15 protein-coding genes and 2 tRNA genes are annotated in these 16,306 nt (G+C 38.6%); 8 read left to right on the top strand and 9 right to left on the bottom strand.

What is annotated here, in order from left to right; all coding sequences use genetic code 11:
- Positions 1–4 precede the first annotated feature (4 nt).
- The 5 genes from aldA (at position 5) to AADJ06_RS10065 (ending at position 6,281) form a co-directional block, all read left to right on the top strand.
- Positions 5–1,450, top strand: a complete 1,446-nt coding sequence (gene aldA / locus AADJ06_RS10085) for an aldehyde dehydrogenase (RefSeq protein ID WP_341226317.1) — start codon at positions 5–7, stop codon at positions 1,448–1,450.
- A 6-nt stretch (positions 1,451–1,456) separates the two neighbouring features.
- Complete coding sequence (locus AADJ06_RS10080) at positions 1,457–2,551, top strand: mandelate racemase/muconate lactonizing enzyme family protein (RefSeq protein WP_341226316.1); 1,095 nt, start codon at positions 1,457–1,459, stop codon at positions 2,549–2,551.
- Positions 2,552–2,572: 21 nt separating this feature from the next.
- On the top strand, positions 2,573–4,162 hold the full coding sequence (locus AADJ06_RS10075) for a DUF4038 domain-containing protein (RefSeq protein WP_341226315.1): 1,590 nt from the start codon (positions 2,573–2,575) through the stop codon (positions 4,160–4,162).
- Positions 4,163–4,229: 67 nt separating this feature from the next.
- Positions 4,230–5,258, top strand: a complete 1,029-nt coding sequence (locus tag AADJ06_RS10070) for an aldose epimerase family protein (protein WP_341226314.1) — start codon at positions 4,230–4,232, stop codon at positions 5,256–5,258.
- Positions 5,259–5,288: 30 nt separating this feature from the next.
- Positions 5,289–6,281 (top strand): L-rhamnose/proton symporter RhaT, encoded by a 993-nt coding sequence (locus AADJ06_RS10065; RefSeq protein ID WP_341226313.1) that lies wholly within the window; start codon positions 5,289–5,291, stop codon positions 6,279–6,281.
- A gap of 61 nt (positions 6,282–6,342) precedes the next feature.
- On the opposite strand, the gene AADJ06_RS10060 is transcribed toward AADJ06_RS10065, so the two are convergent.
- The 4 genes from AADJ06_RS10060 to AADJ06_RS10045 form a co-directional block, all read right to left on the bottom strand.
- Positions 6,343–7,503: a mandelate racemase/muconate lactonizing enzyme family protein gene (locus AADJ06_RS10060; RefSeq protein ID WP_341226312.1), complete on the bottom strand. Its 1,161-nt coding sequence runs from the start codon at positions 7,501–7,503 to the stop codon at positions 6,343–6,345.
- Between the two features lie 16 nt (positions 7,504–7,519).
- Positions 7,520–8,752, bottom strand: coding sequence for an MFS transporter (locus AADJ06_RS10055; protein ID WP_341226311.1), 1,233 nt, complete (start codon positions 8,750–8,752; stop codon positions 7,520–7,522).
- A gap of 539 nt (positions 8,753–9,291) precedes the next feature.
- Positions 9,292–9,377 (bottom strand) — tRNA-Leu (locus AADJ06_RS10050).
- Between the two features lie 53 nt (positions 9,378–9,430).
- Positions 9,431–9,503 (bottom strand) — tRNA-Gly (locus AADJ06_RS10045).
- Between the two features lie 113 nt (positions 9,504–9,616).
- On the opposite strand from AADJ06_RS10045, the gene hisIE reads away from it, so the two are divergent.
- The 3 genes from hisIE to AADJ06_RS10030 are packed head-to-tail and all read left to right on the top strand — an operon-like array spanning position 9,617 to position 10,945.
- The gene (hisIE, locus tag AADJ06_RS10040; RefSeq protein WP_341226310.1) at positions 9,617–10,219 is read left to right on the top strand and encodes a bifunctional phosphoribosyl-AMP cyclohydrolase/phosphoribosyl-ATP diphosphatase HisIE; all 603 of its coding nucleotides are present in this window, start codon (positions 9,617–9,619) and stop codon (positions 10,217–10,219) included.
- A 7-nt stretch (positions 10,220–10,226) separates the two neighbouring features.
- On the top strand, positions 10,227–10,565 hold the full coding sequence (locus AADJ06_RS10035; protein ID WP_341226309.1) for a phage holin family protein: 339 nt from the start codon (positions 10,227–10,229) through the stop codon (positions 10,563–10,565).
- The gene (locus AADJ06_RS10030; protein ID WP_341226308.1) at positions 10,562–10,945 is read left to right on the top strand and encodes a hypothetical protein; all 384 of its coding nucleotides are present in this window, start codon (positions 10,562–10,564) and stop codon (positions 10,943–10,945) included. The genes AADJ06_RS10035 and AADJ06_RS10030 overlap by 4 nt, the downstream gene beginning before the upstream one ends.
- Here the strand turns inward: AADJ06_RS10030 and AADJ06_RS10025 are convergent.
- Genes AADJ06_RS10025 through AADJ06_RS10005 form a run of 5 tightly spaced genes read right to left on the bottom strand, consistent with a single transcriptional unit; the run spans position 10,920 to position 16,223 of the window.
- Positions 10,920–11,498, bottom strand: a complete 579-nt coding sequence (locus tag AADJ06_RS10025) for a hypothetical protein (protein ID WP_341226307.1) — start codon at positions 11,496–11,498, stop codon at positions 10,920–10,922. The two genes, AADJ06_RS10030 and AADJ06_RS10025, sit on opposite strands and share 26 nt — an antisense overlap.
- A 6-nt stretch (positions 11,499–11,504) precedes the next feature.
- A complete protein-coding gene (locus AADJ06_RS10020) occupies positions 11,505–12,956 on the bottom strand; it encodes a cellulose synthase family protein (protein WP_341226306.1) in 1,452 nt (483 codons plus the stop codon).
- Between the two features lies 1 nt (position 12,957).
- Complete coding sequence (locus AADJ06_RS10015; RefSeq protein WP_341226305.1) at positions 12,958–13,647, bottom strand: glycosyltransferase family 2 protein; 690 nt, start codon at positions 13,645–13,647, stop codon at positions 12,958–12,960.
- A 56-nt stretch (positions 13,648–13,703) separates the two neighbouring features.
- Positions 13,704–14,753, bottom strand: a complete 1,050-nt coding sequence (locus tag AADJ06_RS10010) for an energy transducer TonB (protein WP_341226304.1) — start codon at positions 14,751–14,753, stop codon at positions 13,704–13,706.
- The gene (locus AADJ06_RS10005; protein WP_341226303.1) at positions 14,754–16,223 is read right to left on the bottom strand and encodes a S41 family peptidase; all 1,470 of its coding nucleotides are present in this window, start codon (positions 16,221–16,223) and stop codon (positions 14,754–14,756) included. It lies immediately after the preceding gene.
- Positions 16,224–16,306 lie beyond the last annotated feature (83 nt).

Below are 16,306 nucleotides of genomic sequence, written 5' to 3'. Positions count from 1 at the left end.
AAAGATGGAAAAAGAACTGAATTTTAAGCTTTTCATTAATGGGGTTTGGGAGCAATCAAGCTCGGAACGTACGGAAAGTATTCTTAGCCCAAGCGACGAGTCTGTTGTGGGTACTGTAAATGTAGCTGGTGTAGATGATGCCGAAAAGGCACTTCAAGCAGCTACTAATGCTCAAAAACTTTGGAAAAAATGGCCGGCGAGAAAAAGGGCTGAATTGATGAGGGCATTTGCTCAAGAAATTAGGGAGAATAAGGATTTCTTGGCAAAGCTTTTGGTTAAGGAGCAAGGCAAATTAATCTCTTGGGCGTATGGCGAAGTGGAAGCTACGTCAACATTTATAGAGTATGCTTGTGACTGGGCTCGTCAAATAGAAGGTGACATAATGCCATCGGACAATCCGGATGAGCAAATTTGGATAAAAAAGGTTCCTAGAGGAGTGGTAGTAGCCATAACTGCTTGGAATTTTCCCTTAGCCTTGGCGGCAAGAAAACTGGGGCCGGCTTTGGTGGCTGGTAATGCTGTAGTGCTTAAGCCAACTCCTGATGCTCCGCTGGCTACATTGGCACTTTGTGATATAGCCAATAAAGTAGGAATTCCTCCTGGTTTACTTAATATGGTGACTGGTGGCGTAGAAGTGGGCAAGTATTTAGTAGAAAGTCCAATGACTAAAATGGTGACAATGACCGGTAGTACTCCTACAGGTCAGGCAATTTTCCGTTCTGCGGCAAATAATTTAGCTCACGTACAGCTTGAGTTAGGGGGAAAGGCACCATGCATTGTTTTTGAAGATGCTGACTTGGACTTGGCAGCGGCTGGGGCTTTGCATTCTCGATTTGACAATTGTGGTCAAATATGTACCTGTAACGAACGCATGTATGTTCATGAAGAAATCTACGATGCGTTCATGGAAATATTTATGGCCAAGGTGAAAGAATTAAAACTTGGCGACCCTATGCACGATGGGACAGATATAGGCCCTAAAATGAATGCAGCTGGTGTAAAACAACTAGAAGATATTGTTGAAGAAAGCATTAAAGCTGGTGCTATTGTTTCATACGGAGGTAAAAAACCAGTAGGTAAGGCGTTTGAAAAGGGTTTTTGGTTTGAGCCAACTATTTTAGAAGATGTGAGTCAATCCATGAAAATTGTCCATGAGGAGACCTTCGGGCCAGTATTACCTGTAATAAAATTTAAGGATTTTGATGAGGTGGTGGGCTATGCCAATGATAGCGAATTTGGTTTGGCTGCCATGGTTTTCACGCAAGACCTAAAAAAAATAATGCAGCTGCAGGACGAACTAGAGTTTGGTGAGATATACATTAACCGTGGCCACGGAGAACAGCATCAAGGTTTTCATAATGGACTAAAAATGAGCGGAACTGGTGGTGAAGATGGAAAGTATGGCTTTGAGCAATATTTAGAAAAGAAAACTTTTTACGTAAAATATTAATAGACAGTGGCTTCTTTAATTAAAAATATCGAGACTCGTTTGTTTGAAGTGCCTCTGCCCGAGGTGCTTTCAGATGCAAAACACGGAGACCATTTTCATTTTGAATTAGTGACTTGCACCATCACATTAGAAGATGGAAGTGTGGGAACGGGTTATACATACACTGGAGGTAAGGGCGGTCATGCTATAAAGGCCATGATTGAGCACGACTTTCAAAACGCTCTTATTGGGAAAGATGGCGATGATATAGCTGCTATCTACGATTTTTTAGAATGGCATATTCATTATGTTGGTCGTGGCGGAATAGCCTCTTTTGCTATTTCTGCGGTTGATATCGCTTTATGGGATATTCGTTGCAAAAAAGCTGATCAACCTTTATGGAAAATGGCGGGAGGAACTGGTAACTCCTGTAGGGCTTACTGTGGAGGTATTGATTTGATGTTTCCTTTAGAAAAGCTTTTGAATAACATAAAGGGCTATTTAGCCAATGGCTTTAATGCCGTGAAAATTAAGATAGGGCGTGAGAATCTTGATGAAGATTTAGAACGAATAAAAGCGGTTAGGGACTTGATAGGGCCTGATGTAACTTTTATGGTAGATGCCAATTATTCTATGACTGTGCCTGAAGCTATCAAAGCGGCTAATGCCTTTAAGAAGTATGATATTTTGTGGTTTGAAGAGCCAACTATTCCAGATAATTATAAAGGTTACGCTGAAATAGGAGAAGCCACAGGCATGGCCTTAGCTATGGGTGAAAACCTACATACTATTCACGAGTTTGAATATGCTTTTGAACAATCAAACCTTTCATTCATTCAGCCGGATGCTTCTAACTGTGGAGGTGTAAGTGGTTGGCTAGCGGCTGCCGAACTTTCACGAAAACATAACATTCCTGTTTGTTCGCATGGAATGCAAGAGCTACATGTGAGCCTTGTTTCTGCTCAGTCTAATAGTGGATGGCTAGAAGTTCATAGTTTTCCTATAGATGAGTATACGCAAAGGCCATTAGTGGTAGAAAATCACAGAGCAATAGCTCCAGATACGGCTGGAATAGGCGTGGAGTTTGTTTGGGAGAAGCTCACTCCTTTTGAAAAATTATAAAAAGACATTTAGTCCTAAACCATGAAAAATCTAATTGTTTTCTTCCTTTTATTTCAATCCTTTTACGCTTCTGGCCAATCAAGCATTCAGCAATGGGAGGTGAAAGATGTTGCTTTTGAAATTGATTTTCCAAAGGGTAGTAATCCTTTTGATTTGAACATTGAAGCCTATGTAGCTGGCAATACTAAAAGTCAAACCTTGCCTTTGTTTTATAATGGAGGAAACGAGTGGATTCTAAGGTTCTCTTCAGCAGAAACGGGTATTTATAGTTATCAAGTTTTAGGAGACTGGAGCGTAAAAAACGATGCTAAAGGGACAATAGGGGTAACGGAGAATAAGAAGGATGACCGTCATGGGGCCATAGTTTTAAACTCGAGTAACAAGAAACGCTTCTTTTACGAAGATGGAACGCATTATTTTAATTTAGCTTTTGAGTGCGATTGGCTATTTGCACTAGACTATAATCAAAAAGAGCTTAAGAAAACAGAGCAACTATTAAACACCATAAAAGAGAATGGTTTAAATCAGGTTGTGATGAATGTATATGCTCATGATGTGGTTTGGGAAAAAGACGTATTGCTCCAAAAGCACCCAGAGCATGAATATGGTGGTAAAATGGACATGTTTCCATTTTTAGGAAATAATGAAGAACCTGATTTTGAAAAGCTAAATGTTGAGTTCTTTAAACATCTTGATAGGGTAATTGCTTCTCTACACGATAAGGAAATTACAAGTCATTTGATGATTTATGTTTGGAACAAAGCCGTGAATTGGCCTGACATGAACACAGATGCCGATAATCGCTATTTTGATTATGTAGTAAAACGATATCAAGCGTATCCTAATATGGTATGGGATATATCTAAGGAGGCTCTTTTTTATGGAAGGGCGTCTGAAGAGTATATTTTAGAGCGAATAGAGAGACTAAGAAAAATTGATAAATACGATAGAATTCTTTCTGTGCATGATTATGGTTTTTGTTCAAGAAATCCGGACAAGGTAGATTTTATATCAAGTCAAAACTGGACAGGCACCCTTTACAATTCTATGCTAAACATGAATGAGCGGTTTTCAAACAAACCCGTCTTTAATATAGAGCATGGAGGTTACGAGGAGTCGCCTTACGTTGTTTTTACAGGAGCGTACATTAGCCCTGAAGTCTGCCTTCGCAGAAATTATATGTGTTTATTTGCGGGAGTGTATTCTACGTACTATTGGCAGGGAACCTCCTGGAATGTGGTTATTCATAACCCATTTGAACAACCTTCGGCTTTTATTAAGCCTAAATTTGACTATTATAAAAACTTAAATAGCTTTTTCGAAAAGTATGATTTTAAGGATTTCTCACCGCAGCCCAAAGCTAATTCTAGTGGCTATTGCTTAAAAAGCCATGATGGAAAAACATTCTTGTATTACTTCCCAAAAGAAAATTTTCATATCAAACTTTGGCCAGTTCTTAAACACGTAGAAGGAACCTTTACCTATCAGTTTTTCAATACCATTACTGGCGAGTACAGTGATGAACACACTTATAATAAGAAGCAAGGAGATGGTATAAAGTCGCCATGGTATGAAGAGGACGATTCTATATTAATACTGAAAATTAAATAACATCAGTGGTTTGGAAAGAAGTGCATTTGGCTCATTTAACATAGAAATCTTTAATTAAGAGAAATACATGATACAGCATTCTGTTTTTGGTATTTGTAACAATCAAGAGGTACATCTGTATAGTTTGAGAAATGCAAACGATATGGAAGTCAAAATATCCAATTTTGGAGCCACCATTACTTCTATTACTGTTCCTACCGATGGAGGCAGGGATGAGTTGGTGGCAGGGTTTGATAGCTTAGATGGTTATTTTGGGGAAGCATATAGAGATAATGCCCCTTATTTCGGTTGTACTGTAGGTAGGGTAGCTTCCATTATTAAAGATTCAAGCTTTTCTCTGAATGGTAAAGAGTATAAGCTTACCCCAAATGCTGGCCTTGACCAGCTTCACGGTGGACCGAATGCATTTGATAAAAAAGTTTGGAAGGCAAACGTATTGGCTGACAAACTAGAAATGTCAATATTTAGCCCAGATGGAGAAAACGGTTTTCCAGGAAATCTCAATGTTAAAGTGACTTTTACACTTAGCGACGATAATGCCTTGTCAATAGAATATGAAGGTTTGTCGGATATTGACACGCCTATTTCACTAACAAATCACAGTTATTTTAATTTGAACGGTTTTAAAGAAACCATTCATAAACACAAAGCACAGGTTAATGCTTCTAAAGCTCTTGAAACTGATGCAGACTTTGCTCCCATAGGTCCAGTTTTTAATGTGTCAAATACACCGGGTGACTTTAAAAGTCTCACGCCCTTATCAGAGGCCTTTGACAAAGTGGAGACAGGAATCCTTCAATACTATATTTTTGATGAGGCAGGTGACACCTTGAAGTCAGTGGCCTTATTTGAGGACGAGTTATCTGGTCGGAAACTTGAAGTTCTGAGTACAGAACCTGGTATGTTGCTATATACTGGATTCTTCACATCGAACGAGCTTAAAAGAGAAAATGGTTTACAGTATGGTAGTCTGAGAGCTTTTTGCTGTGAAACGGGTCGATGTCCGAATGGCGTAAACGATGATAAACTACCTGGAACTATTACCAGGGTAGGAGAAAAATACCTAAGTGAAACTGTTTACAAATTCTCTTTTTGAAAATGAACAACAACCCTAACCTATAAAAATATGTTAACTGGAATTTTATTTGCTCTTTTTGCTGGTCTTACGTTAGGCCTGTATGCTCTGCCTGAAAAATTTACGAAGGATTTTGAATTTGAAAATACCTGGGGTCTTTTCTTTGCCATAAACATGCTAATAGTCCCTCCTTTGGCTGCTTTTGTTTTTGTGGATGGACTCGGAGAAATTGTTACATCTCTACCACTTAAGGTACTATGGGGAATGGCTATAGGCGGAATCCTTTGGGGAGTTGGTGTGATGATGTGGGGCAAAGCTATTAACTATGTAGGCCTTTCTTTAGGGTTTTCTATTTTCATTGGTACGGTGATTTTGGTGGGTTCCTTAATTCCGTTTGCGGTAAATGGATTGCCAGAAAACAACGTGTTCTTGACTATTCTTGCAGGCATTGTGGTTGTTTTGTTTGGTGTTATTTTTAATGGAAAGGCAGGAATGCTTCGTGAAAAAGAAGGGCTTTCGGAAAAGAAAAGCATGTTTACCGGGATTTTAATAGCGATAATTGGTGGTTTGCTAGCTACCGGTTTTAGTTATGCCAATGCCGTTGGAGGAGAAGCTATAAGCCTGGCAAGCGAAGCACAGGGGAACGCCTCATGGGTAGCCTCAGTAATAATAATGCTAATAATATATTTGTCGGGAGCCTTATTCGTGATTCCTTATTTTGTGATACAGTTAAGTAAGAAGAGTCTTTGGGCTAAATTTAGTACAGCGGCTTTAGGGAAAAATATTGGCCTTGCTTCCATTATGGCGGTATTGAATTTTGTGGCTGGTGTTGCCTTTGCTTATTCCGCTTATTTATTAGGTAAAATAGGAGGAACAGTAGGTTACGCTATTTATAACGCGGTAAGTGTGGGAGTGGCTATGTTTAGCGGCCTTATCACTGGCGAGTGGCAATCTGCTAGTGGAGTTGCTAAGCGATATTTGTATATGGGATTAGCAGCTATGATAACTGGCGTGGTATTAATAGCTCTTGGCAATAGCTTCTAATTCATAAAAAAGCGTCGCATTATTTCTAAATAAATGCGACGTTAATACATGGGAGCTTGGTTTACCAATTGGTATATGAACCATCCCTTTTCTTTAGTCTTGGAATATCCATCATGACAAATTCCGAACTCAAAGCTAACTCTTCATTGAACTCTACACCTAAGCCAGGAGTGTTAGGTACTGCGTACCGTTTACCTTCTAATTTAGGTTGTACAGGGTAAAAACTTGGGTCATCAAAACCTGGGTTGGCTACGGGGGTATGAATTTCTTCTAAGAATGCAAAATTTGGGCAAGCCGCAGCTAAATGAATGGTGGCGGCTGTACATATTGGTCCTAGTGGATTATGTGGCATCAAGTCAATATAATGGGTTTCTGCCATGGCAGCTACTTTCATTGACTCCGTCAAACCACCCACATTACAAACATCAATTCTGGCGTATTGTGTAATTCCTCTTTCTATATAAGGTTGAAATTGCCATTTGCTGGCAAACTCTTCGCCAATAGCAAAAGGAATGTCTATCATTTTACGTAAGTTTTCGTATGCCTCAGGCGATTCATCCCTAATAGGTTCCTCTATAAAATCCAATGTTCCTTTTGGCATTCTATTCATGAATGAAACGGTTTCTACAGGCGAGAGTCGGTGGTGATAGTCTATCCCAATAGTGATGGTGCTGCCTACCTCTTTTCTTAATTCAATTAACCATGCGGCTATGGTACTGATAGATTCTCTTGGTTCAAAGACAGAACCATCTCCTTCAGTTTCAAATTCTGCAGGAGCTAGCCTTAGTACGTCCCAACCTTCTTTGATAAGCGTGTTGGCTTGGTTTATTAAATCTTCTTTTGTGGTAAACTTCAAGGATGCAAAGCAATCCACGTAATCTCGTTGCTTTCCTCCTAATAGCTCATAAACAGGTACACCAAGTGCCTTTCCTTTGATGTCGTAAAGGGCTATATCAATGGCTGAAATAGCAGCTGTAAGTACGCGACCACCTTCAAAGTATTGGCCACGATAAAGGTCTTGCCATATAGCTCCAATATTAAATGGGTTTTTCCCAAGTATAGCAGCTTCAAAGTGCTTAATGGCACCCATGACAGCATATTCTCTTCCGGTTAAACCAGAGGTTCCCCAACCGTATATTCCAGCGTCAGTCATTACTTTTATAATGAGTGAGCTTCTACCGCCAATATTTGTTGGGATACATATAACTTGAGTGATTTTCATTGCGTTTAAATAAAGTTTAATCTTCTATTCGCTTTACTTTTCCTACTACAAACAGTAGGGAGGCAAAGCCTAAAATACATAATCCAGAAATTAAGGCCAGTGCAGGAGCAAAGTCGCCGCCGTCTACAAAATAACCGATGGCAATAGGAATTACGATGGCAGATAAACCTCCGATGAGGTTAAATACACCGCCCACTAGGCCTATCTGGTCTTTGGGAGCTATGAGAGAGACAAATACCCAAGTGATAGACGAGAGACCGTTACCAAAGAAAGTAATAGTAAGAAAAACAATGATTAAGGTGGTGCTATCAGTATAATTGGCTCCAATGATACACATGGACAGCAACAGGCCAATAAGGACTGGCGTTTTTCTAGCCAGCTCATTGCTCAAACCCTTTTTTATAAGGAAATCAGAGGTAAAGCCTGATAAGAGTATACCACAAAACGCGGCTAGAAAGGGTATAGATGCCAAGAATCCTGATTTGATAAAGTCTAAACCCCTGAATTCAACCAAATAGGTCGGAAACCAAGTTAAGAAGAAAATGGTAACCGAAGTCATGCAGAACTGCGTGATGTATAAGCCCCATAGCTTTCTATACTGAAAAGCTTTTCCTAAATCCGACCATTTCCATGGTTCACTTTTGTGTTTTCTGTTTATGGCTCCACCTTCTTTTATTAAATTTAATTCTTCTTTACTGATGCTTTTGTGTTTGTCTGGGTCGCGGTAAAGAATGTACCAAACTATGGCCCAAACTATCCCAATGGCTCCTGAAATGACAAATAAGCCTCTCCACCCGTAATACGCTTGGATGGTAGCAAGAACTGGGTAAAGGAACGCAAGGCCGATGTATTGACCGGAGGTATAAATAGCAATGGCGGATGCTCTTTCGCTTTCAGGAAACCAGCTGCTTACTATGGAATTATTACAAGGGTATGAAGGAGCCTCAAAAACTCCAATGGCGGCTCTTAAACCTATTAATGCCGCAAAAGAACTTACTACGGATTGTAAAATGGTAACAATAGACCATAAAAAAAGCATAACACTATAGAGTAGCCTTGGGCGTACTTTGTCTACCAAAATACCACCTGGAATCTGAAGGGTTACATAAGTCCAGCCGAAGGCAGAAAATATTAGACCCATCTGAACTTTGCTTAGTTCTAGGGAGTCTGACATTGCGGAGGCCGCCACTGAAATATTAGTTCTGTCGAGGTAGTTAATCACTACCGTTCCAAAAACTAGGGCTAACATCTGATATCTCTTTTTTGAAATCATTTATTTTAATAAAAAAAAGAGAGGGTAAGCCCTCCCGTTTTAAGATTGATGTACCTATTTACATCTTTACTATGAAGTTTTTCTTTCTTTTTTATAATTGGTATTAAAAGGTGAGCAGCATCAAAAGTGCTATTTATTCTGAGATAAATGAAGTTTAGGCACTGAATAAAAACTGAACAACAGGTTGATTGGCTTCTTTCTGGTCAAGTTGAAGTCTTTTGGGTTTTACCTTTTTGTGAAGACAAAAGGAATTTCGAATAAGTCTTTTGAAAGTAAAGTTTCTAACTCAATTCAAAATGTTAATAGCTATAAGAGTTTTGTTAAGCTGAGAAGCTTGAGGGTTTGAAACGCAAAAAGCTTTAAGTTCTAGCTTATTGATTTCTTCTTTTTTAGGCTTTGTCAAATTTATGCTTAGAGAATTCGTCCCCCAGATTTTGTTCTTGATCTTTTTTTCTCCCCAAATTCAGATTTTTGGCACAAAAAAAGCCCTCAAGTGAAACTTGAGAGCTTTTGAGTACCGGGGACGGGGGTCGAACCCGTACGAGCGTTTCGGCTCACAGGATTTTAAGTCCTGCGTGTCTACCAGTTCCACCACCCCGGCGGACTGTGTCCTTTGAAAAAAAAACCCCCATAATATGGGAGCTTTGTTTTTCGAGCAAAAGACGGGTCTCGAACCCGCGACCTTAACCTTGGCAAGGTTACGCTCTACCAACTGAGCTACTTTTGCTTGTAATTGAGGTGCAAAGATAAGTGAAGGTTTTTATTTGTCAAGACATTTTTACAATATTTTTCTTCTTTTCTCTTTCAGCAAACGTACTTTTGTGACTCAAAGATAACGATATGACAAGAAAACCCGATTTCTCTAAAAGTTCTGATGGTCTCTTACCTGCTGTGGTTCAGGATATTCATACACTAAAAGTACTCATGCTTGGTTATATGAATGAGGAGGCCTACGAAAAAACATTGGCCGAAAAAAAAGCTACTTTTTTCAGTAGGAGCAAAAAAAGGTTGTGGACAAAGGGGGAAAGCTCTAAAAACTTCCTCCATTTAAAATCTGTAGCGATAGATTGTGATGAAGATACCATTCTTATCAAAGCTTCGCCAGATGGTCCTACTTGTCATACAGGTGATGACACTTGCTGGCAAGAAGAAAATGTAGGTAAAGTTGGCTTTCTTGAGCATTTGAGGAAAACGCTTCATGACAGAAGATTGAATCCTTCTGAGAAATCTTATACAAGTAGTTTGTTTGCCAAAGGCATTAATAAAGTGGCTCAGAAAGTAGGAGAGGAGGCTGTAGAACTAGTGATAGAGGCCAAAGACGACAACAAAGACTTGTTTTTGGGAGAAGCCGCCGACTTAATGTACCATTATTTAGTGCTGCTAGAAGCCAAGGAGATTGAACTAGACGAGGTCATAGATGTGTTAATAAGTAGACATAAATAGAAAAGCTATGATAAATTATGCAATAAGATTGATTTTGGTAGGGCTTGTGGTTTTCCAAATACCTAACATACTGCCAGAAATATTTGTGGATACTATTACTACGGCCATTATTGTGGCATTGGTGATGAGTATTCTAAATACCTTTGTAAAGCCTATTTTAACCATTCTTTCGCTGCCTATTACCATCCTGACCTTAGGTCTGTTTTACTTCGTAATTACAGTACTTATAGTTTATATCTGTGATGCTATGATTAGTGGGTTTGTGGTGACTGGTTTTATTCAGCCATTGATATTTAGTTTTATTCTAAGCATTGTGAATAGCTTGGTTGGCTCCTTTCAAAAATGAGAAACCTTTTATTTTTCTGCTTAATACTAGGAGTTTCTTCTTGTAGGTCTAAACCGATTGATATGGGAGGTGATTTTGACAGTGAACTCTTCAGGTCGGATAGAAACGCTTGCAATGGCCTAAGAGCTGATTTACATGATGCTTTAGTGGCAAACAAAGACTCGCTGCTTGGGCATAGCGAAAATGATATATTTTCTACTTTAGGTAGGTATGACCTTCAAATGTTAGACAGCCGAAACCAAAAGGTGTTTATTTATTTTTTAGAGAAAGGACCGCAATGTGAAAACATCCCAAAACCTACGGAAGCTACTTCTTTGGCGGTTTACTTTAACGCCACCAAGCTGGTCAAAGAAATCACTTTTCAGAAGGGAGTGCTTTAAGGAGGTGTTCTGGTTGGTATATATTTAGATGTTTCGTTCTCACCCTTCCAACGCAATTTAAATCCGATGTTTCAAAGTTAGGGCAGTAAACCCAATACAATGTTGAGTCATACTCGTATCTCTCTAGCCGAATTGGAAGAGAGTCTTGTGAGCCAATGAGTGTTAAGTTTATTTCAATCGAACTAGGCTTTCTTTTAGTGTTTGGATGCCATATGTTACTAATATCCATTAGAAGTGAGTCATTCTTCGCTAATTCTCCATTAATTAGAATACTTTTTATAAAATGAGGAGATGCTTTTTCTCTAATTTCTTCCCTAATCAATTTTTCAAAAATCAAGGAGGTAGAACAAGAAAGTATAAATGACATAAGGGCGAAAGTTGCAAAGAACACACCGAATTTTAACTTCTTGAGCATTCTAATAAAAAAGAAAAACTCTCCATTAGCATTAGGGCTATGACCGATAATTATTACAGCGTAAACCCAAAATATAGTAAAGCTTATAAAGAAAAGGTATCCTAGTAAATGTGAAATAGTATCTAAAAGGTTAAGCATATATCGCTACGCCTCAAAAAGAGCGTGTTTAATGGTATAGTAAACTATCAAACTATATCCAAGGAAAACCATCAAGTGAAAAGGCATCATGCCGTAGAGCTGCTTTTGTGCGTCTATAAATAGCATACCGAGGAAAAGTAGTGCGATTAAACCCTCTACCCAGGTTAGCCAACCTATTTTTCGCATAGAATATACGTTTCCGCTCCAAGCGTCTGTCTTGGCTACCACGTTAAATTTAGGCGTCCTGACAAAAGGCGTTTTCTTTCCTATTAATCCTTCTACTACCGCTATGGTGTTATGCAAGGACAAGCCCATCATAAATACCAAGAACATGAAAAACCTTTTGACAAAAGCAAAGAAGGAACCGTTTTTACGCTTAAAAGCCAACCAATAAAACGAACCTAGAATCAGCCAATTGACCTGAAAAAGTGTGGTCAGATTAACAATGGTGTGATAATCGGAGAAAATATGCGTGTTTAAAACTAGCGGAATACTAAAGAATGCTAAAGCCATTACGCTTATGAAAATGGAGCTGTTTAGCAAATGGTAAAAACCGTGAAGTTTTGAGGTTAATTTTAAATCTTTGGCGGCAATTAGCTTCTTTGCATTTTTTACAAAGCATTCTGCTCCGCCTTTCATCCAGCGGTATTGCTGAGATTTGACCGCAGGTAAACTAACTGGTAGTTCAGCAGGAGAATCTAATTCTCTTAAATATTCAAATTTCCAACCTTTTAGCTGTGCTCTGTAGCTAAGGTCTAAGTCTTCTGTCAGCGTATCGGGCGACCAACCTCCTGCATCTGCAATGGTGGTTTTACGCCATACGCCGGCAGTTCCGTTAAAGTTTATAAAGTGATTTGACGCGGAGCGGCCAGGCTGCTCTATGAAAAAGTGAGCATCTAAACCAAAGGCTTGGAGTTTTGTCAGCAGCGAGTAATTTTCATTTATGTGCTCCCAGCGGGTTTGTACCACGCCTACCTTTTCATCTTGAAATATCGGGATTGTCTTTTTAAGGAAATCTGTTCTAGGGACAAAATCAGCATCAAAAACGGCTACAAACTCACCTTTAGCTGTTTCCAATCCATATTTTAAAGCACCGGCTTTGAAACCGACACGCTCAGGTCTTCTTATTAAAGAAATGTCAAAACCTTTTTCTTGATACTCTTTGGCTTTAGCCGCTAATAATTCTGTAGTGATATCATCAGAATCATCTAACAATTGAATCTCCAATTTAGAAATAGGGTAATCGAGCTGCATTACGGAGTCTACCAACCTATTAACCACATATTTTTCATTATAGACAGGCAGCTGAACAGTAACTAGCGGTAGGTCTTTGTCGTTTTGTGTTTGGCTAGGAGCGTTGTATTTAAAATGAGAAACTATAAGGCTAAACTGCATGATGCAGTACACAAATATGATGGTAAGAGGAATTAAATAAGCAAGTAGAAATATTAAGTCCATTTTATTTCAGAGCATATTTAAATATCCAAGATAAAATTTTATAGCCGGCCAATATGGTTCCTTTGACTGTCCCAGAAACCTTAGACTTGCCAATACGTTTTCTGTATTTAACGGGAACTTCTGTTGTTTTTAATCCTTTTTTTGCTGCTTTCAGCTGCATTTCCACTGTCCAGCCGTAGGTTTGGTCTACCATGGCTAAACCTACTAAGCTTTTATATTTAATGGCTCTAAAGGGCCCTAAATCGCTATAAGATACTTTGAAAAATAATTTTATTAAAGTAGTGGCTAGCCAATTGCCAAAAATTTGCTGAGGTGTCATGGAGCCCGGCTCTTTTTTTCCAAGGTTTCTGCTTCCTATCACCATGTCCATGTCTTTTTCAAGAATCGGAGCAATTATTTGTGTCAATTCCTCAGGATAGTCTGAATAGTCGGCATCCAAGAAAACTACTATTTCAGGGCTTTTAGTTTTTAGATATTCAATGCCTTTTAGGCAAGCATAGCCGTAGCCTTGCCGTGGTTCGTCAAGTACTGTAGCACCAGCATCTCTGGCAGCCTGAGCTGTGTGGTCGCTTGAATTATTATTCACTACCACCACTTCTTCCACAAAATCAGGAATCTCTGCTATTACTTTGTCAATAGAAAGGGCCTCATTAAAAGCTGGAATAATAACGTAAATTCCTTTTGGAGTCAATCGCCTAATTTTTTGTTCGCAAATTAAAGATAATTGACCACTATCTACGGTAAAAGCTAATGCTCGGTTGTTTCAGGCTTATAGTTTTGGCAGTATTTGTCATAAAGTCCTTCCGCTCTCTTTTGACCTAATATCTTAAGCTGAAGATAATCGGCACAGGCATTGTCAGGTGTTTTATTGTAAATATAGGCCGCTGCTCTGAGGTAATAGGAGTTTATCTGATAAGGGTCGTTCTCTATAGCTTTACTAAGATAGAAAATGGCCGAACGGTAGTTTTTAGCAGAGAAATAGTATTTACCGTTTGAGGCATATTCTTCTGCCATTGCTTTTTTGTCTTCCTCCGGATTTCCAGAACTGTAGTCTGGCTTAGTGTATCCAAGGTCAAAATTATATTCTACCTCACAGTTAACAGCTTCACCTAAGTATTTGGCAGGACGCCACTTTCCTTTAGTCTTATTTACTGCATCTAATAGCCTTTGATCGTATTTCTGATTAGAGCTCGCTATTATCCTTTGACCTTCCAGTTCTCCTGTTTTGGTAATTACAAAACGCACTACAAAACCACCTTTTTTAAACTCTGGGTACCTAAAATGACTGTTTATGTAATCAATGGCGGTGTACCTGGAATTGATAAACTTGGGCTCTATTTGGTCAGGCATCAAAAGGTAAACAGGATCGCCGTTTTTTGCCAAATAGGTTTGTGGTGTAATACCAATATCTACTGTTGGCTTAAAGGTCATCTCTATTTTTATAGGCTCCACTTCATCTGTGGTTAGCACTTGGCTAAGCTCTAAAAAAGGCTTGTCTAGACGTAAAATTTTGAAATAATTATCGCGGTAGTTTAAGATACTATCTTTTACATCATATGAGCTGTATGAGTTTTTACCGCCAATGTTTATGATGAGGCTGTCACCAGAAAATTCCAGCCCGAAGCTGGAATTTTTTAAATTCTCGTCATAAATAGGACTTCCGTCTATTAAAGTGATTTTACTTTTAACCCATTCACCTTGAAGGCTTTTCTTAATAGTACCTTGTGAAACGGCAATTTGAGAGATCGAAAAAATAAAAAGAAATAAGGCGGAGGTGTTTTTTAAATATTTAGACATTTATCTTTTTTTGCTCAAGTACTCAGTGGTAAACTGAATCCAATCAGTTTCCTTTTTTGGTACTTTAACGTCAGGATTAATTCCCTTATTATCTATTCTTGTTTCTCTAGCACTTTTAGCTAGGCCAAAAGCTAACCTCCAACCAAAAGCAGGTAAGCCCCAGTCTCTAACTTCGATGTAGTCTGCAAGACCTTTCGTTTTAGTACCAATAATGACAGTCTTGTCACTTTGTTTGGCTTCTAAAGTAACACTTTCCGCTGTACTTGCAGTGTTTTCATTCACAAGAATTGCTACATTTTTAGGATAAGGTGTAGCTCTTAGGTACTGAAATACCTTGTCTGGCCCCTGTACATCGCCTCCTAAATTGTTTTTCATTCCTGCTATTACCTCTTGAAGTTTAGGAGCTAGAATACGTTTATACTTTGGAAAAGCCTGAATAGACTCTAGTTCATGCGTAAGGAGAATAAGGTTTTCCTCTGAAGACCTAAACATACCCCCTTTTCTTATGATAGGCTTATCGGCAATAAAGGGATACAAGGCAGAAAAAGCGTTTTCATCTCCACCTGGATTGTTTCTCAAGTCCACAATAAGGTTTTCCGTGTTTGCAATGACGGCTTTATTATTGTTTACCATATCAAGGATATAGTCGGCCGCATCAACAATCGTAAAAGGAGGAAGGGTAATGAGAGCAGTATTACTATTTACTTTTTCAACCCTCCACTGGGGAATACGCGTAAGAATGTCTTGATTGTTCACCTCTTCTAGTGGAGCAGGATAAATCTTTTGAAGTTTGTATACATCATCTATTACAAAATAGTTTTTAACCAATCGGCCTAACTTTTTTTCATCTGTAAAGTCTGCATAATAGTAGTTTGTTTCAAACCTGTCTTTTTCTTCTTCTTTAAGCTCAAATTTAACTTTACCCGCGGTCCAAAGTTCATCTCTGTCACTTAAAAGAAAGGCTTCATATCTATTTTTCTTTGAACTAGCTACTATTCCTACACGATAAGTTTTATCGTCATTTTCCCAAATACCTACTATTTCAGGTAAATTCTTCTGCTTGTCAAGGTATTTTTTAAAAGTAGGTTCGTTTTTGAAGGAAACAGAGCCTACTTTGCTTGCTCTTTTTACAATATCACTTGGGTCTTCAGGTTTTACAAAAGGCGGAATATTTAAGAAAAGGTGTCCGTCTTCAAAAAACGCTAACCATTCATTTATGGCATGATAACAAGCTTCAGGCTCATTAATATCTGTTATTTTTTCTTTTGTTTCTTCTGTGATTTTGTCAAACTTCCTTTGATTTCTAGAAGTTACTTTTTCACTCCATCCGGCATAGTTGTCTTCTACTTTTTGGTAGACGGCATCAAAGTTTCTGGAGCATAAGCTTTGTTTTTTTTCTGGGTTGTCTTGAGCAAAAGTGCCCAGACTAAGTAAGACTGTAGCGGCTGATAAGATGCTAATTTTTTTCATTGGGATAACACGATTTTAAATTTACAATTAATCGTGACTCTAAAACGATGCCAAACTTTCCCTGTCGTGTTTTTTTAGGGATT

This window comes from uncultured Arcticibacterium sp. (assembly GCF_964021845.1).
Classification (GTDB): domain Bacteria; phylum Bacteroidota; class Bacteroidia; order Cytophagales; family Spirosomataceae; genus Arcticibacterium.
This window is presented reverse-complemented; position numbering and strand designations above follow the sequence as displayed.

Excerpts from the sequence above, each read along its gene's own strand:
- AADJ06_RS10030 (WP_341226308.1), top strand. The coding sequence starts at position 10,562 with ATGAGAAACCTTTTATTTTTCTGCTTAATACTAGGAGTTTCTTCTTGT.
- AADJ06_RS10065 (WP_341226313.1), top strand. The coding sequence starts at position 5,289 with ATGTTAACTGGAATTTTATTTGCTCTTTTTGCTGGTCTTACGTTAGGC.
- AADJ06_RS10075 (WP_341226315.1), top strand. The coding sequence starts at position 2,573 with ATGAAAAATCTAATTGTTTTCTTCCTTTTATTTCAATCCTTTTACGCT.
- hisIE (WP_341226310.1), top strand. The coding sequence starts at position 9,617 with ATGACAAGAAAACCCGATTTCTCTAAAAGTTCTGATGGTCTCTTACCT.
- aldA (WP_341226317.1), top strand. The coding sequence starts at position 5 with ATGGAAAAAGAACTGAATTTTAAGCTTTTCATTAATGGGGTTTGGGAG.
- AADJ06_RS10020 (WP_341226306.1), bottom strand. The coding sequence starts at position 12,956 with ATGGACTTAATATTTCTACTTGCTTATTTAATTCCTCTTACCATCATA.
- AADJ06_RS10010 (WP_341226304.1), bottom strand. The coding sequence starts at position 14,753 with ATGTCTAAATATTTAAAAAACACCTCCGCCTTATTTCTTTTTATTTTT.
- AADJ06_RS10035 (WP_341226309.1), top strand. The coding sequence starts at position 10,227 with ATGATAAATTATGCAATAAGATTGATTTTGGTAGGGCTTGTGGTTTTC.
- AADJ06_RS10055 (WP_341226311.1), bottom strand. The coding sequence starts at position 8,752 with ATGTTAGCCCTAGTTTTTGGAACGGTAGTGATTAACTACCTCGACAGA.
- AADJ06_RS10060 (WP_341226312.1), bottom strand. The coding sequence starts at position 7,503 with ATGAAAATCACTCAAGTTATATGTATCCCAACAAATATTGGCGGTAGA.
- AADJ06_RS10005 (WP_341226303.1), bottom strand. The coding sequence starts at position 16,223 with ATGAAAAAAATTAGCATCTTATCAGCCGCTACAGTCTTACTTAGTCTG.
- AADJ06_RS10070 (WP_341226314.1), top strand. The coding sequence starts at position 4,230 with ATGATACAGCATTCTGTTTTTGGTATTTGTAACAATCAAGAGGTACAT.
- AADJ06_RS10025 (WP_341226307.1), bottom strand. The coding sequence starts at position 11,498 with ATGCTTAACCTTTTAGATACTATTTCACATTTACTAGGATACCTTTTC.